The sequence below is a fragment of the Sphingobium sp. genome, assembly GCA_023266575.1.
GTDB lineage: Bacteria > Pseudomonadota > Alphaproteobacteria > Sphingomonadales > Sphingomonadaceae > Sphingobium.
In genome coordinates, this window is sequence record JAHFPV010000011.1 from 97650 (window position 1) to 112192 (window position 14543).

Consider the following 14543-nt stretch of genomic DNA (forward strand, 5'->3'; position numbering starts at 1 on the left):
GGTCGCCCAGATTTCGACACATTTTGTCGCTTGCCCATTGTCTACCATAAGAATAGAATTATCCTCATGTCCTGGATAGACAGGATGAGGATCAGACCATGGAGCGATTCGGATTTTCGGGTGACACGCGCCAGCCGGTCGTGCTGACCATCCCTGGCCTGAACAATAGCGGGCCGGGCCATTGGCAAAGCCTGTGGGAGGAAACACGCGGCGATTGCGAGCGGGTTGATCTGGGCAGCTGGGCCAGCCCCAACCGCAATGCCTGGGTCACGCGGCTGGACGCAGCGATCCGCGCCGTCAACGGCCCGGTCATCCTGGCCGCGCACAGCCTGGGCTGCATGGCCGTCGCCTGGTGGGGCGCGTTGCAGAGCCAGGCCTATGGCTGGCCCGTAACCGGCGCACTGCTGGTTGCGCCGCCCGATTGCGACCGGATGGAAACCCCCGAAACGATCGGCGGTTTTGGCCCTACTCCGCGTGCGCCGCTGCCCTTCCCGTCCATCCTGGTGGCCAGCCGGGACGACCCTTATATCTTCTTCGAGCGCGCCCACAGCGTCGGCAAATATTGGGGCAGCGAATTTATCGATGCTGGCCATGTCGGCCACATCAACGCCGATTCGGGCCTTGGCGAATGGAGTTTTGGACAGGGGCTGCTCGAACGGCTGATCAACAATGCCCAGGAACAGGCGTCCGCCATGCGCCAGTCCCGTCCCGCCATTCCGCTCGCGCGGCAAACGCTGACCTCTGCGGGCCTTCGCGCCCATTTGTGATCATTGAACCCCAAGGGGCGCCACAAGAGAAACTTGAGCGCCCCTTATATTTACTTTTTTGTCTATCAATCTAGTTGAGATAATGTGCGGAAAGAGGTACGCATGACTGACACAAGACCAACTGACTTCCGCAACGGTCGCACCGACGCACAACGGTCCGACATCACGATCAGCATCGACAAGGTGCGCGGCGTGTTGGCGGGCCTGAAATTCGGATCGATCACGCTGACCGTCCATGACGCCCGCGTGGTCCAGATCGATGTGACTGAAAAGACGCGCCTGACCAGCTGACAGCGGAGGGCGAGTAAACGGGGCTACCGGGTCATCATGACCCATGCGGCAAAGGGGTGAGCCGCAAAATTGAGCGTCACCCTGAAAATACAGGCTTTGACCGGACCACCGGAAACGCCGCGATCGACTAAACACCGGACCGCCGGAAAAAGGGGACCAATATGATTGCGCGTTTTCTGTTGCTTGCCAGCGTGGCAAGCGCTTCCTTCATCACGCCTGCCGCCTTTGCGCAGGACGCAACGCCGCAGCCGGTCGACCCGGCCGCCGAAACGCAGAACCCGCGCAGCGACGTCATCGTCGTGACCGCCCGCCGCCGTCAGGAAACCGCGCAGGAAGTGCCACTGGCCATTTCAGTGGTCCGTGGCGACAGCATCGAAGCGACCGGCAATTTCAACATCGTCAAGCTGCAACAACTCGCACCGACGCTGCAGGTCTATACGACCAACCCGCGCAACACGTCGGTCAACATTCGCGGCCTGGGCGTGCCATTCGGCCTGACCAGCGACGGCTTTGAACAGGGCGTCGGCATCTATGTCGACGACGTGTATAACAGCCGCGTTGCCGCTGCGACCTTCGACTTCCTCGACGTCGCGCAGGTCGAAGTGCTGCGCGGGCCACAGGGCACGCTCTATGGCAAGAACACCACGGCAGGCGCGATCAACATCACGACCAACCAGCCGACCTTCAATTTTGAGGGCCGCGCCGAACTGACCGTCGGCAACCTCAACCTCAAACAGGCAAAGGCCGCTGTTTCCGGTCCTCTGTCCGACACGGTCGCCGTGCGCATTGCCATGGCATCGACCAGCCGTCGCGGCACGCTCTACAATGTGACAAGCCAGCGCTGGATCAACGAACAGGACAATCTTGGCCTCCGCGGCCAGTTGCTGTTCAAGCCGAGCGAGGATTTCAGCATCACCCTTTCGGGCGATTACAGCAAGCAGGACCCCGAATGCTGCGGCACCACTTTCGTGCGCGTCGGCAAAACGCAGCGCCCGCTCAATCGCCAATATGACGCGCTGGCCGCTGCGCAAAATTATGTCGTCCCCAGCCGCAATCCCTATGACCGGCTGACTGATCTGGACAGCAACCTGAACGCGGGCAACAAGATTGGCGGCGTGTCGGCCAAGATCAAATGGGATGTCGGCCCCGGCACGCTGACGTCGGTCACGGCCTGGCGTTTCTGGGACTGGAAGCCGGAAAATGACCGCGACTTTACTGGCCTGTCGATCGTCTCGAAATCGCAGAACCCCTCGCAGCAGGACCAGTATAGCCAGGAATTTCGCTATAATTACGAAAGCCAGGATGTCGATTTCGTCCTCGGCTTGTTCGGCTTCAAGCAGCGGATCGACACTCAGGGCACCGAACAGCAGGGCAGCGCCGCTGCGAAATGGAGCCTGGCACCATCGACCGATCCGGCCAATCCCGCCAATATCCCGGCTACGCTGGCAGGCCTGACCGCCAGCAATACCCAATATCTTAAGGCCGACAGTGCCGCTCTGTTCGGTCAGCTGAGCTGGAAAGTGACGGACGCGCTGACGATCCAGCCGGGCCTGCGCCTGAACTATGACAAGAAATCGGGCTTTTATCAGCGCGTTGTCACCAACGCCCAGGGTCAGGCCATCAGCTGCACCACCGTTGCTGAACCGGGGACCATCAAGGGTACGACCCAGCAATGCGGCGTCTATCAGCCGCAGGTCAGCGCGCCGTCCGACAGCGCATGGAATTTCACCTACGACTTCAACATCAATTACAAGATCGCCCGCGACGTGCTGGCCTATGCGACCTATGCCAAGAGCTTCAAGACGCTGGGGATCAACCAGAACGGCCTGCCGCTCAACGCCGACAATACGGTCAATTATGACGCCAGCACGGTAAAGCCGGAATCGGTCAACCATTATGAAATCGGCCTCAAGACCCAGTTCTTCGATCGCCGGGCGACCTTCAACCTCACCGCTTTCCGCACCGACATCAAGAATTTCCAGGCAACGGTGAATGGCGGCCAGTTCGGCACGGTGCGCGGCTACCTCGCCAATGCGGGCAAGGTCCGGTCGCAGAGGATCGAGGCGGATTTCAAGATCGTCGCCAGCGATCGCTTCACCGCCTATGCCAATGGTGCCTATACCGACGCCAAATATAAGAAGTTCGTGGACGCGCCCTGCCCGCCCGAACTGTCGGGCGGCACGTTCCAGGCGGCCAATGCGACGCCGGATTATTCGCAGCCGGGCGTGCCGGGTGCACTTAGCCCGCGCCAGTGCGACATTTCGGGTCAGGATCTACCCGGCGTGTCCAAATGGGCCTTCTCCTATGGCGCGGAGATCAACCAGCCGGTCACGCTGCTGGCGAAGGAAGGACAGGTCTATTTCGGCGTTGACGGCAATTACCGTTCGCACTGGAACAGCAACGCCTCGCCCTCGATCTACACCAATGTGAAGGGCTATGCCCTGACCAACATCCGCGCCGGTTTCCGGGGCGAAGGGTTCGACGTATTCGGCTGGGTCCGCAACGCGCTGGACGTCGATTATATCGAAACCCTCCAGGTCGCACCCGGCAACACCGGCCTGATCGCCGGCCAGCCCGGCGATCCGCAAACCTGGGGCGGCACGATCAAATTCAGCTTCTGATCCATCTCACCCCGCCAGTGGGCGGAGCGGCACGACCATGCCACTCCGCCCATTGCTGGCCATTTGCGCCGGGGGTTCGGCTGGGCTAGAGCCTGCCCATGTCTACGACCTTCACCCTCGACACGTCGACCAGCCGCGCCAATCCCACCCCTGCGCCGATGAAGCGCCTGACCGTGCCCGCCATCCAGCGGCGCAAATTTGAGGGGAAAACAGCCGAGCCGCTGGTGATGCTGACCGCCTACACCGCGCGGCAGGCGCAATTGCTCGATCCTCATTGCGACATGCTGCTGGTCGGCGATTCGCTGGGACAGGTGATTTACGGCCTGCCCTCCACCCTGGCCGTCACGCTCGACATGATGTGCGCCCATGGCGCGGCGGTGGTACGGGGCAGCTATCATAGCGTCGTCGTGGTCGACATGCCGTTCGGCAGCTATGAAGCCTCCCCGCAGCAGGCCTTCGCCAGCGCCAGCCGCATCATGGCGGAAACCGGCGCGGCGGCGGTGAAACTGGAAGGCGGGCAGGTGATGGCGGAAACGATCGCGTTCCTCAGCCAGCGCGGCATCCCGGTCATGGCCCATGTCGGCCTGACCCCGCAGGCGGTCAATGCGCTCGGCGGCTATGGCGCGCGGGGCAAAAGCCAGGAGGAACATGCCAAGATCATGGCCGATGCCCGTGCCGTGGCGCAGGCGGGCGCCTTTGCCCTGGTGCTGGAAGGCGTGATGGAGGAACTTGCCGTCGCCATCACCGACAGCGTCGATGTGCCGGTGATCGGCATTGGCGCATCGGCCCATTGCGACGGGCAGGTGCTGGTGACCGAAGATATGCTGGGCATGTTCGAACGGGTGCCGCGCTTCGTCAAACGCTTCGACAATATCGCCGAAACCATTGCCAGTGCAGCAGAGCGTTATGCCGCCGATGTGCGGGCGCGCAGCTTTCCGACCGAAGAACAGGTGTATCGCCCGAAAAAGTGATTTGCCTGTGGCATAAGCGCCGCTATTGATCGCGCCTTCTGCCCATCTGTTTCTGATCCATGTCCCGGAGAATATCGTGGCCCTGACGCCGCAAAATAGCGAAGCCTTCATGCGTGAAGTCGATGAAGCGGTCCGTCAGGACCAGCTTTTGACCGTGTGGCAGCGCTATGGGCGCTGGATATTGGTCGCGGTCGTCGTCGGCCTGGCGGCCTTTGGCGGCTGGCTCTACTGGCAGCATCATAGCAAGACCCAATCGGAAGCCGTGTCGGAACAGATGGACGCCGTGCTGGCGACCGCCACCGGCGGCGGCACCCCCGATGCCAAGCAACTGGACGCACTGACCAAGGCCGACCAGCCGGGCTATCGCGCGTCCGCCCTGCTGGTGCAAGCCGGCACCGCATCGCGCAAGGGCGACGCCAAGGGCGCCATCGCGCTCTATGGCGCGATGGTCGCGGATACCGGGCTGGACCAGCCCTATCGCGATCTGGCGCTGATCCGCCAGACCGCGCTGCAATTTGAAACGCTAAAGCCGCAGCAAATCGTCGATCGCCTGAAACCGCTGGCGATCGAGGGTGCGCCCTGGTTCGGCAGCGCTGGCGAGCTGGTCGCCATCTCTTATATGAAAATGGGCAAAAACGACCTTGCCGGGCCGCTTTTCGCCGGAATCGCCAAGGATGCCAATGTGCCCCAGTCGATCCGTTCACGCGCGCGACAGATGGCAGGTTTATTGGGGATCGACGCGGTTGAATTGCCCGCTGATCCGGCACAGGGATGAATGAGCGCATGGGAATGGACAGCATGAAGACAAAAGCGCCCATTGGCCGCGCCGTGACGCTCACCCTGATGATCGCGCTGCTGGCCGGCTGCGGCATTGTTGGCGGCAAGAAGGGTGGTCCCAAGACCCCGGTGCTGGGCAACCGCGTGTCCATCCTGAACAATGAACAGGGTGTCGAGGTTGAACCCGCGCTGGCCGACGTGCCGGTCAGCCTGCCTGCCCCCTATGTCAACGAACAATGGGCGCAGCCGGGCGGCGATCCGTCCAAGGCGATGGGCAATGTCTCGTTGGGCGGATCACCCACACAGGTGTGGAGCGCCTCGATCGAGGGCAGCTCGCCGCAGGCGCGCCTCGCCGCATCCCCGGTCGTGTCGGGCGGCAAGCTGTTCGTGACCGACGCGGGCGCGCATGTCATCGCGTTTGACGCGGCGAGTGGCGGCAAATTGTGGCAGACCAGCCTGCCTGCCGAGGGCAAGGGCAATGGCCGTTCGCTCTTCGGCGGCGGCGTCAGCGTATTGGGTGACCGGGTGTTCGCCAGCACGGGCCTTGGCGACGTATTCGCCCTCAATACCGCAGACGGGGCGATCATCTGGAAGAAGCATCTGGCCGGGCCATTGCGCGGCGCGCCGACGCTGGAAAATGGCCATGTCTATGTGATGGGTCAGGACAACCAGATTTTCGCGCTCAACCAGTCCGATGGCGAAACCCAGTGGACCGACAGCGGCACATTGCAGGTGACCGGCGTGTTCGGCGTCGCCGCCCCCGCAGCCGCCCAGGGCACGGTGATCGCGGGTTACAGCTCCGGCGAACTGACCGCCTATCGCTACGAAAATGGCCGCACCCTGTGGGGCGACGCCCTCTCGCGCACCAGCATTTCGACCGCCGTTGCGACGCTGACCGACATCGATGCCGACCCGGTGATTGACCGAGGCCGGGTGTTCGCCATCGGTCAGGGCGGCCGCATGGCCTCCTATGAACTGACCAGCGGCCAGCGCCTGTGGGAAATCAATATTGCTGGCATCTCCACCCCGTCGGTGGTCGGCGAATGGGTGTTCGTCGTCACCAGCGACGCCCGCCTGCTCTGCGTCGCGCGCGCCACCGGCAAGATCCGCTGGGTCAGCCAGCTGCGCCGCTGGCAGAAGGAAAAGAAGAAGGACAAGGCGATCCGCTGGACCGGCCCTGTTCTGGCGGGCAATCGCCTGATCGTCGTGTCCACGCGCGGCCAGATGGTCTATGTCGATCCCACCAATGGCAGCGTGCAGGCCGAAGTGGACATGGATCGCTCCATGTCACTCTCGCCCATCGTCGCCAACAACATGCTTTATCTGCTTGCCGATGATGGAAAATTGACGGCACTCCGCTAAGAGCAACAAATATGCTAGGCCTGCTCCCGCGAAGGCGGGAGTCCAGTTCCACCTTTCGGACTGGACTCCCGCCTTCGCGGGAGCACCGCATTTGTCGATTTTGAATTTGTCAGAAGGAAACGGGCCTCCATGCTGCCCACAGTAGCCATTGTCGGGCGGCCCAATGTGGGCAAGTCCACTCTCTTCAACCGCCTGGTCGGCAAGAAGCTGGCGCTGGTCGACGACCAGCCCGGCGTCACCCGCGACCGGCGGGAGGGCGAGGCGCATCTGCTTGGCCTGGACTTCATCATCGTCGATACCGCCGGTTATGAGGATGAAGACGCCAATAGCCTGCCCGGCCGGATGCGGATGCAGACCGAGGCGGCAGTCGAAAATTGCGACTTGGCCCTCTTCATGATCGACGCGCGCGCCGGCATCACCCCGCTGGACGAGGAAATCGCCCGCTGGCTGCGCGCCAATGATGCCCCGGTCGTGCTGGTTGCCAACAAGGCGGAGGGCAAGGCCGCCGATGATGGCGTGATGGAATCCTTCAGCCTGGGACTGGGCGAACCTATCCCCTTTTCCGCCGAACATGGTCAAGGCATGGCCGACCTGTTTCAGGCGCTGCTGCCGTATCTGGAAAAGGAAGATGACGAGCCGCACGAAAAGGAATTTTACGAGGATGACGAGAGCGCGCCGCTCAAGCTCGCCATCGTCGGCCGTCCCAACGCTGGCAAATCCACGCTGATCAACCGGCTGCTGGGCGAAAACCGCCTGCTGACCGGCCCGGAAGCGGGCATCACCCGCGACAGCATCGCCGTTGACTGGATGTGGGTCAGCGACGAGGGCCAGGAACGCCCCGTCCGCCTGATCGACACTGCCGGAATGCGCAAACATGCCAAGGTGCAGGACAAGCTGGAAAAGCTGGCCGTCACCGATGGTCTGAACGCTGTGAACTTCGCCGAAGTCGTCGTGCTGCTGCTCGATTCGACCCGCGGGCTGGAGGCGCAGGATCTGCGCATCGCCGACAAGGTGCTGGAGGAAGGGCGGGCGCTCGTCGTCGCGCTCAACAAATGGGATACGGTGGAACATGGTTCGGCCCTCTATCAGGGCATCAAGCAGGCGCTGTTCGACGGCCTCGCGCAGGTGCGCGGCGTGCCGATCATGACCGTGTCGGCCGCGACCGGCAAGGGGCTGGACGACCTGATCCGCGTCGCGTTCGAAACCCGCACCACCTGGTCGAAGCGCGTGTCCACCGGCGTTCTCAACCGCTGGTTTGAAAGCGCGCTGGAGGCCAATCCCCCGCCAGCGCCGGGCGGCAAGCGGATCAAGCTGCGCTACATCACCCAGGCCAAGACCCGCCCCCCCGGCTTCATCCTGTTCGGCACGCGGCTGGACGACCTGCCCGAAAGCTATCGCCGCTATCTGGTCAATGGCATCCGCAAGGAATTGGGCTTTGGTGCGGTGCCGGTGCGGCTGACGCTGCGCAGCGCCAAAAACCCGTTCGGCAAATAGGCGCGATGGCCGATCCGGTCATCGTCCATGCGCGCGGCATGAAATGTCCCTGGCCCGCCCTGCGCGCGGCACGGGCCATGCGCGATGCCGACGCCATCAGAATCGAAGCGGACGACCCGATTGCCGGGCGCGAACTGGAAGCGCTCGCCCGGCAGCATGGCTGGTCCTTTACGGTCCTCGACACCCATTGTTATGCGCTGTCGCAGATTGCGCCAGATTGAAGCGAACAATCCATTGCTCTTCGCCACGCTTTAACGCTCTGTTTACGCGCACCGCCTATTTTCTTGTCTGTAGAGCAAGGAGTGGCACGGGTGCCTCATCAAGAAGCCGACCTCGTCAATTGGAGCGATTTTGCACGGACCCGCGGTGAGCTGGGTACGGCATTTCTGCGCATCCTTGGCTATTTCCGTGAAGATGGCGCCAAATCCATCAGCGCGGTAGAGGATGCGTTTCGCGCCCGCAATGCCGCCGCGCTGGTGACGCCCGCCCATACGCTCAAGGGCGAATCGGCGCAATTTGGCGCCTATCGGCTGAGCGCCATGGCCGAAGAAATCGAGATGGTCGCCCGCCGCTGCGTGGAAACGCGGGAAAGCCCGGACGAACTGATCGAAACCGTCGTGGCGCTGCGCCCCTGTTTTTCCGAGACGATGGCGCTGCTGGACCGTGACGCCAACCCGCTGGTGGCGCGTCGTCCGGTGACATTTGGCCGTCGCGCGGACACCCCGGCACAGGGCTTTGGCCGCGCGGTCTGATTTTTCCGTATTGAAATAAAACCCAACCTGCCCCCATATGGCAGGCATGACACGCTTTTCCATGCTCGACCTCGTCCCCGTTCGCGAAGGGGACAGCGTCGCCACCGCACTGGCCAATGCCGCCGATCTTGCCGCCCATGCCGAAATGCTGGGCTATCATCGCTACTGGGTCGCCGAACATCATGGCATGGCGGGCATCGCGTCTGCCGCCACATCGGTCGTGCTGGCGCATATCGGCCATGCGACCTCCACCATCCGCATCGGCGCAGGCGGCATCATGCTGCCCAACCATGCCCCTCTGCTGATCGCCGAACAATTTGGCACGCTTGCCGCCCTGTTCCCCGGCCGGGTCGATCTGGGGCTGGGCCGCGCGCCCGGTTCCGACCAGCGGGTGGCGCAGGCGATCCGCCGCAATCTGACGGGCGGCGCGGATCAGTTCCCGCGCGACGTGATGGAGTTGCAGGCCTATTTCGCGGGCGATGACCGATTGGGCATTCAGGCGACACCCGGCGCGGGCGAGGATGTGCCGCTATGGATTTTGGGGTCCAGCCTCTATGGCGCGCAACTCGCCGCCGCGCTCGGCCTGCCCTACGCCTTCGCCTCCCACTTCGCACCCGGCGCGCTGGATGACGCGATTGCGATCTACCGCCGCGATTTCCGGCCTTCGGCACAGCTCAAAAACCCCTATGTCATGGCAGGCTATAATGTCTTTGCTGCAGACAGCGCCGACGAAGCCCAACTGCTCGCCAGTTCGATGCAGCAGGCGTTCGTGCGCCTGCGCACCGGCCAGCCGGGCAAGCTCCAGCCGCCGGTGGAGGGCTATTATGACAGCCTGCCGCCCCAGGCGCAGGCGATGCTGTCCGACGTGCTAAGCGTCTCCAGCATCGGTACCCAGGCCGATGTCGAGCGCGACCTGACCGCCTTCGTGGCGCGCACTCAGGTCGACGAACTGATCCTCACCAGCCAGATCCATGATGTGGCTGCGCGCAAGCACAGCGTCGCCATCGCCATGGCCGCAGCACAGGCACTCACTGCCCGCGAACCGGCCTGATCCGTCCGCCGCTCAGCATAGTGGCCGCGCCGGGCGCGATCCGGCGCAGCAGCGTGGCGATCAGCATGACTGCGCCCAGCACCAGCAGCGGCTGGATCACCAGATAGACTGGATAGAGCGGCGATCCGAGCGGCCCGAACATCTGGCCCAGCAATGGCCCGAACAGCCAGATCAGGATCAGGTGCGCGCAGAACAGGAAGAAGGCGAACGGCTCGATCCGCAGCAATACGCCACGCACACCGCTCCCCGCCAGCGCCCAGGCCAGCCGCCAGAAGGCGAGCGCCGCTGCGACCCGCACCGCCAGATCGATGGCATTGCGCAGCGGCAGGGACGGCAATTCCGCCAGCCCGACCATCACATAAAGCTGGACGCTGATCAGCAGCGCAAAGGGCAGCACTGCCGTCGCCAGCGGCAGCGCAATCGCCCGCCGCTCCCACCCGCCACGCCGGGCGAGGATGCCGAGCGTGAAGAAGCACAGGATCGACGCCCGCATCAGCACCGGCGGCCCCAGCCCCGCGACATGCGCCGCCACCGCCGCCATGACCACCAGCCACAACGCCCATCCCGGCGATCGCACCAACAGCGGTGCGGCAACCATGCACAGGAACAGGTCGCGCAAAAACGGCATCTGGACATTGATGTCAGGATTGCGGCTGACGATCAGCAGTTCCTCCACCACCCACCAGGGCGACGTCGGCACCGGCGCGCTCAGCGACCCGAACCAGGCAGCGCCCGACACCAGCAGGATCGCCAGCCCGTTCCACAGGATCATCGGCAGCGCTATCGTCCGCGCCTTGCGCCGGACATGGCCCTGCCAGTGCCGCGCGCTCTGCGACCCAGCGACCAGCCAGCCTGAAATCATCCCCAGCAGCGGCACGGCGCTGCGCCCGAATATCTCCATCAAGGCCCAGCGCAGATTCTCCTGCGCGGTGCCGCGCAGCGCGTCCAGCGTCTCGCCATTCTGCCCGGTCCAGGCATGGACATAGACGACGCCAAGGATACAGATGACACGGGCTATGGCGATCGCGTCGGAGCGACGCGCTCCATCGGCCACTATCGTTTCGGACAAGCAAAGATCCTGACTGTTACGCGGCAATAATGCGCCAACTGGCCCGCTGTTCCGCGCCGCCTCATGTCGATCCGTTTCGGACCTGTGTCTACCGCGCATTAACCCTGTGCGGCTATAAGCCAATCTTTACCTCTATCGCCTAGATAAGTCCCTGTTTGCCGGAAGCCGCTCCGGTCGAAGGGACGACAAAGGCTCATGACCCAGATGCCGGGCGCACATCAATTTGCCAATGCTGCATCGTCCGCGCACCCCGCACTGGGGCAGGCCATGGGTATGGTGTTCCAGATTGCCGGCTCCAGTTCCAAGGTCATGATCGACGCCACGCGCCTTGCCCTGCTGGGGCAGGACCCCGACCCCTGCACCGCAATGGCGGGACAGGTCGGCAGCCAGGTGAAGATGCGCGTCGGCCAATGCTGGCTGGTCGCCAGCGTGCGCGCGATGACGCTGGATCAGGCGAGCAAGAGCATCATCGCCGACATCGACTTTCTGGGCGAGGGCGATGAGGAGCAACTGACCGGCCGCATCTATCGCTTCCGCCGCGGCGTGACCCGCTATCCGACGCCAGGCACCGAAATCTTCCCGGTGTCGGGCAGCGACATGCAGCAAATCTATGCCGCCGATGACCGCCCCAATGTCGAAATCGGCACCGTCTATCCCACCAACGATACCCGCGCCGCCCTCTATGTCGATTCGATGCTGGGCAAGCATTTTGCGCTGCTCGGCTCCACCGGCACCGGCAAATCGACCAGCGCCGCGCTGATCCTGCACCGCATCTGCGACCTGTCGCCGCAGGGGCATATCGTCATGATCGATCCCCATGGCGAATATGGCGCGGCCTTCGCCACCAATGGCGCGGTGTTCGACATCAACAATCTGGCCCTGCCCTATTGGCTGATGAATTTTGAGGAACATTGTGAGGTGTTCGTCACCTCGTCAGGTTCCGAACGCACGGTCGATTGCGACATTCTCGCCAAATGCCTGCTCGCCGCGCGCTCCAAGAATCGCCTGGCCGAACAGATTGGCCGCCTGACCGTCGATTCGCCGATCCCCTATCTGCTGTCCGACCTCACCTCCATCCTCCAGAACGAGATGGGCAAGCTCGACAAGGGCACCAATTCGCTGCCCTATATGCGGCTCAAGACCAAGATTGACGAGATCAAGGCGGACCCGCGCTACAGCTTCATGTTCTCGGGCATGTTGGTCGCCGACACGATGCAGGCCTTCATCGCCAAGATTTTCCGCCTGCCATCGGACGGCAAGCCGATCTCCATCATCGACGTGTCCGCCATGCCATCCGACATCACCTCCACCGTCGTGTCGGTATTGTCCAGGTTAGTGTTCGACTATGCCATCTGGGCGCGCGACGAGCCGCAGCGGCCGATCCTGCTGGTCTGCGAAGAGGCCCATCGCTACATCCCCAACAGCACCACCGGCGCAGGGCAGGCAGTCCGCAAGATATTGGAGCGGATCGCCAAGGAAGGCCGTAAATATGGCGTGTCGCTGGGCCTCATCACCCAGCGTCCCTCGGACCTTGCCGAAGGCGTGCTGTCGCAGTGCGGCACCATCATTTCGATGCGCCTGAACAACGACCGTGACCAGGCCTTCGTGAAGGCCGCCATGCCCGAAGGCGCGCGCGGCTTCCTCGATTCCATCCCCGCGCTGCGCAATCGGGAGGCGATCATCTGCGGCGAGGGTGTCGCGGTGCCGATCCGCGTCGCGCTCGACAATCTGGAAGAACATCGCCGCCCCGCATCGGGCGATCCCAGCTTCACCGAACTTTGGCGCCAGTCAGGCGGCGAGGACGCCATCCTCGACCGCACCATCACCCGCTGGCGCAACCAGGGGCGTTAAAAATGCATCCGTTCGCCCTGAGCCTGTCGAAGGGTCGCCCTTCTTGAAATGCAATGCAGGGCTTCGATCATTCACCCCGTCGGCGCGATCCGCCCGGCTGGCTCAGCCTCGCTGTTCACCGATTCGCGACATTCTTCCTCATGCACCGGCACCAGCAGCTTGGCCTTGCGCCAGCCGCCATGGGCATAGACGAGGAACGCCAGCAGCAGTGATACGAACGACCCGGCCGGAAAGCTGAACCACAGCGCGTCCGGCCCGATCAGCGGATAGGCGACATAATAAAAGCCGATCCGCACCACGAACAAAGTGAAGATCAGGATGATCAGCGGCTTCACCACCACGCCATTGGCGCGCATCACCCCGAACAGGATCATGGTGCAGCCAAAGGCGATGAAGCTCCAGCTGACCCGCAACTGCATGTGCCACGCTTCGGCAATCACCGCGCCATTATCGCCCAGGAACAACCCCAGCAACGGCTCGTGAAACACCAGCATCACCGCGACCATCGTGCCGGTAATCAGCAATTGATAGCCGATGCCGACCCCGGTGATCCGGCTGATCCGGTCCCACCGGCCAGCGCCGACATTCTGTGCCGCCATCGCGCTGACCGCCGCGCCCATCGCCATGGCGGGCATCTGGAGATAGGTCCATAGCTGCTGCGACGCGCCATAGGCCGCCGTCACCAGCAGCCCTTCGCGATTGACCAGGCCGATCATCACGAGTCCCGACGCGGACATGACGATCATCTGGAGGCCCATCGGCAGCCCCTTGCCCAGCAGCACCCCCATCTGGTCGGCAGCGGGGCGCAGATAGGCGAGTTCCGGCCCGCGCAATCGCAGCGGCAGATCCTTGGCATAGGTATAGGCGATGATGCCGATCAGGCTGACAAAGCCCGCCACCGCGGTCGCGGTCGCCGATCCGGCAATGCCCATGGCGGGAAACGGCCCTAGCCCCAGGATCAGCACGGGGTTGAGGATCAAGTCCAAGGCCACGCTGACGATCATGAAGATGAGCGGCGTGCGCGCATCCCCCACCCCGCGCAGGCCCATCATGATCATCACCGACAACAGGCTGGCGGGCATCGCAACAAAGATGACGCGCAGATAGACCAGCGCCATGTCATAGGCTTCCGCCGGGGTCGCCAGCATCCGCAGCAGCGCCGGCGCGCCCAGCCAGCCCGCCGTCGAAACCACGACCGCCATCGCCATGCAGAAACCGACTGCCGATCCGAACGCGCGCCGCGCCGCGTCGATATCGCGCCGTCCCATCGACTGGCCGATCATGACAGTGGACGCCATGCCAAAGCCGAACACGACCGAGAACATGAGGAACATGATGATATTGGCGTTGGCGGTGGCCGCCAGCGCCTGCGGCCCCAGAAACCGCCCGACCCAGATCGCGTTGATCGAGCCATTCAAGGACTGGAGGATATTCGACGCCAGCGTGGGAATGGCGAACAGCAGCAGCGTGGCAGCGATCGGCCCCTGCGTCAGGTCTTTTCCGCCCGCTGTCCCTGTCACTTGCTGCCTCTCCCCTC

Annotated in this window: 13 protein-coding genes; 11 read left to right on the forward strand and 2 right to left on the reverse strand. The window is 63.4% G+C overall.

Annotation, left to right across the window (positions count from 1 at the left end; genetic code table 11):
- Nucleotides 1-98 precede the first annotated feature (98 nt).
- The 10 genes from Q0D44_RS12230 to Q0D44_RS12275 all read left to right on the forward strand — a co-directional run bounded on the left by Q0D44_RS12230 (nt 99) and on the right by Q0D44_RS12275 (nt 10086).
- Nucleotides 99-767, forward strand: a complete 669-nt coding sequence (locus tag Q0D44_RS12230; protein ID WP_294136865.1) for an alpha/beta hydrolase — start codon at nt 99-101, stop codon at nt 765-767.
- A 102-nt stretch (nt 768-869) separates the two neighbouring features.
- Complete coding sequence (locus tag Q0D44_RS12235) at nt 870-1058, forward strand: YezD family protein (RefSeq protein WP_294136866.1); 189 nt, start codon at nt 870-872, stop codon at nt 1056-1058.
- 161 nt (nt 1059-1219) lie between these two features.
- Nucleotides 1220-3679: a TonB-dependent receptor gene (locus tag Q0D44_RS12240; RefSeq protein WP_294136867.1), complete on the forward strand. Its 2460-nt coding sequence runs from the start codon at nt 1220-1222 to the stop codon at nt 3677-3679.
- A 98-nt stretch (nt 3680-3777) separates the two neighbouring features.
- Complete coding sequence (gene panB, locus Q0D44_RS12245; RefSeq protein WP_294136868.1) at nt 3778-4650, forward strand: 3-methyl-2-oxobutanoate hydroxymethyltransferase; 873 nt, start codon at nt 3778-3780, stop codon at nt 4648-4650.
- 76 nt (nt 4651-4726) lie between these two features.
- Nucleotides 4727-5425 carry a tetratricopeptide repeat protein gene (locus Q0D44_RS12250; RefSeq protein WP_294136915.1) on the forward strand — a complete coding sequence of 233 codons (699 nt, stop codon included), beginning with the start codon at nt 4727-4729 and terminating at the stop codon, nt 5423-5425.
- 14 nt (nt 5426-5439) lie between these two features.
- On the forward strand, nt 5440-6789 hold the full coding sequence (locus Q0D44_RS12255; protein WP_294136869.1) for a PQQ-binding-like beta-propeller repeat protein: 1350 nt from the start codon (nt 5440-5442) through the stop codon (nt 6787-6789).
- Between the two features lie 129 nt (nt 6790-6918).
- On the forward strand, nt 6919-8283 hold the full coding sequence (gene der / locus Q0D44_RS12260; RefSeq protein WP_294136870.1) for a ribosome biogenesis GTPase Der: 1365 nt from the start codon (nt 6919-6921) through the stop codon (nt 8281-8283).
- A 5-nt stretch (nt 8284-8288) separates the two neighbouring features.
- A complete protein-coding gene (locus Q0D44_RS12265; protein ID WP_294136871.1) occupies nt 8289-8504 on the forward strand; it encodes a sulfurtransferase TusA family protein in 216 nt (71 codons plus the stop codon).
- A gap of 90 nt (nt 8505-8594) precedes the next feature.
- A complete protein-coding gene (locus tag Q0D44_RS12270) occupies nt 8595-9035 on the forward strand; it encodes an Hpt domain-containing protein (RefSeq protein ID WP_294136872.1) in 441 nt (146 codons plus the stop codon).
- A gap of 46 nt (nt 9036-9081) precedes the next feature.
- Nucleotides 9082-10086 carry an LLM class flavin-dependent oxidoreductase gene (locus tag Q0D44_RS12275; RefSeq protein ID WP_294136873.1) on the forward strand — a complete coding sequence of 335 codons (1005 nt, stop codon included), beginning with the start codon at nt 9082-9084 and terminating at the stop codon, nt 10084-10086.
- Here the strand turns inward: Q0D44_RS12275 and Q0D44_RS12280 are convergent.
- Complete coding sequence (locus Q0D44_RS12280; protein ID WP_294136874.1) at nt 10064-11155, reverse strand: acyltransferase; 1092 nt, start codon at nt 11153-11155, stop codon at nt 10064-10066. The genes Q0D44_RS12275 and Q0D44_RS12280 overlap by 23 nt on opposite strands.
- 195 nt (nt 11156-11350) lie before the next feature.
- On the opposite strand from Q0D44_RS12280, the gene Q0D44_RS12285 reads away from it, so the two are divergent.
- On the forward strand, nt 11351-13006 hold the full coding sequence (locus tag Q0D44_RS12285) for a DUF87 domain-containing protein (RefSeq protein WP_294136875.1): 1656 nt from the start codon (nt 11351-11353) through the stop codon (nt 13004-13006).
- A gap of 71 nt (nt 13007-13077) precedes the next feature.
- On the opposite strand, the gene Q0D44_RS12290 is transcribed toward Q0D44_RS12285, so the two are convergent.
- The gene (locus tag Q0D44_RS12290) at nt 13078-14526 is read right to left on the reverse strand and encodes an MATE family efflux transporter (protein WP_294136876.1); all 1449 of its coding nucleotides are present in this window, start codon (nt 14524-14526) and stop codon (nt 13078-13080) included.
- Nucleotides 14527-14543 lie beyond the last annotated feature (17 nt).

Coding starts and splice junctions, on each gene's coding strand:
- Q0D44_RS12230 (WP_294136865.1), top strand. CDS start 99: ATGGAGCGATTCGGATTTTCGGGTGACACGCGCCAGCCGGTCGTGCTG.
- Q0D44_RS12235 (WP_294136866.1), top strand. CDS start 870: ATGACTGACACAAGACCAACTGACTTCCGCAACGGTCGCACCGACGCA.
- Q0D44_RS12240 (WP_294136867.1), top strand. CDS start 1,220: ATGATTGCGCGTTTTCTGTTGCTTGCCAGCGTGGCAAGCGCTTCCTTC.
- panB (WP_294136868.1), top strand. CDS start 3,778: ATGTCTACGACCTTCACCCTCGACACGTCGACCAGCCGCGCCAATCCC.
- Q0D44_RS12255 (WP_294136869.1), top strand. CDS start 5,440: ATGGACAGCATGAAGACAAAAGCGCCCATTGGCCGCGCCGTGACGCTC.
- der (WP_294136870.1), top strand. CDS start 6,919: ATGCTGCCCACAGTAGCCATTGTCGGGCGGCCCAATGTGGGCAAGTCC.
- Q0D44_RS12265 (WP_294136871.1), top strand. CDS start 8,289: ATGGCCGATCCGGTCATCGTCCATGCGCGCGGCATGAAATGTCCCTGG.
- Q0D44_RS12275 (WP_294136873.1), top strand. CDS start 9,082: ATGACACGCTTTTCCATGCTCGACCTCGTCCCCGTTCGCGAAGGGGAC.
- Q0D44_RS12285 (WP_294136875.1), top strand. CDS start 11,351: ATGACCCAGATGCCGGGCGCACATCAATTTGCCAATGCTGCATCGTCC.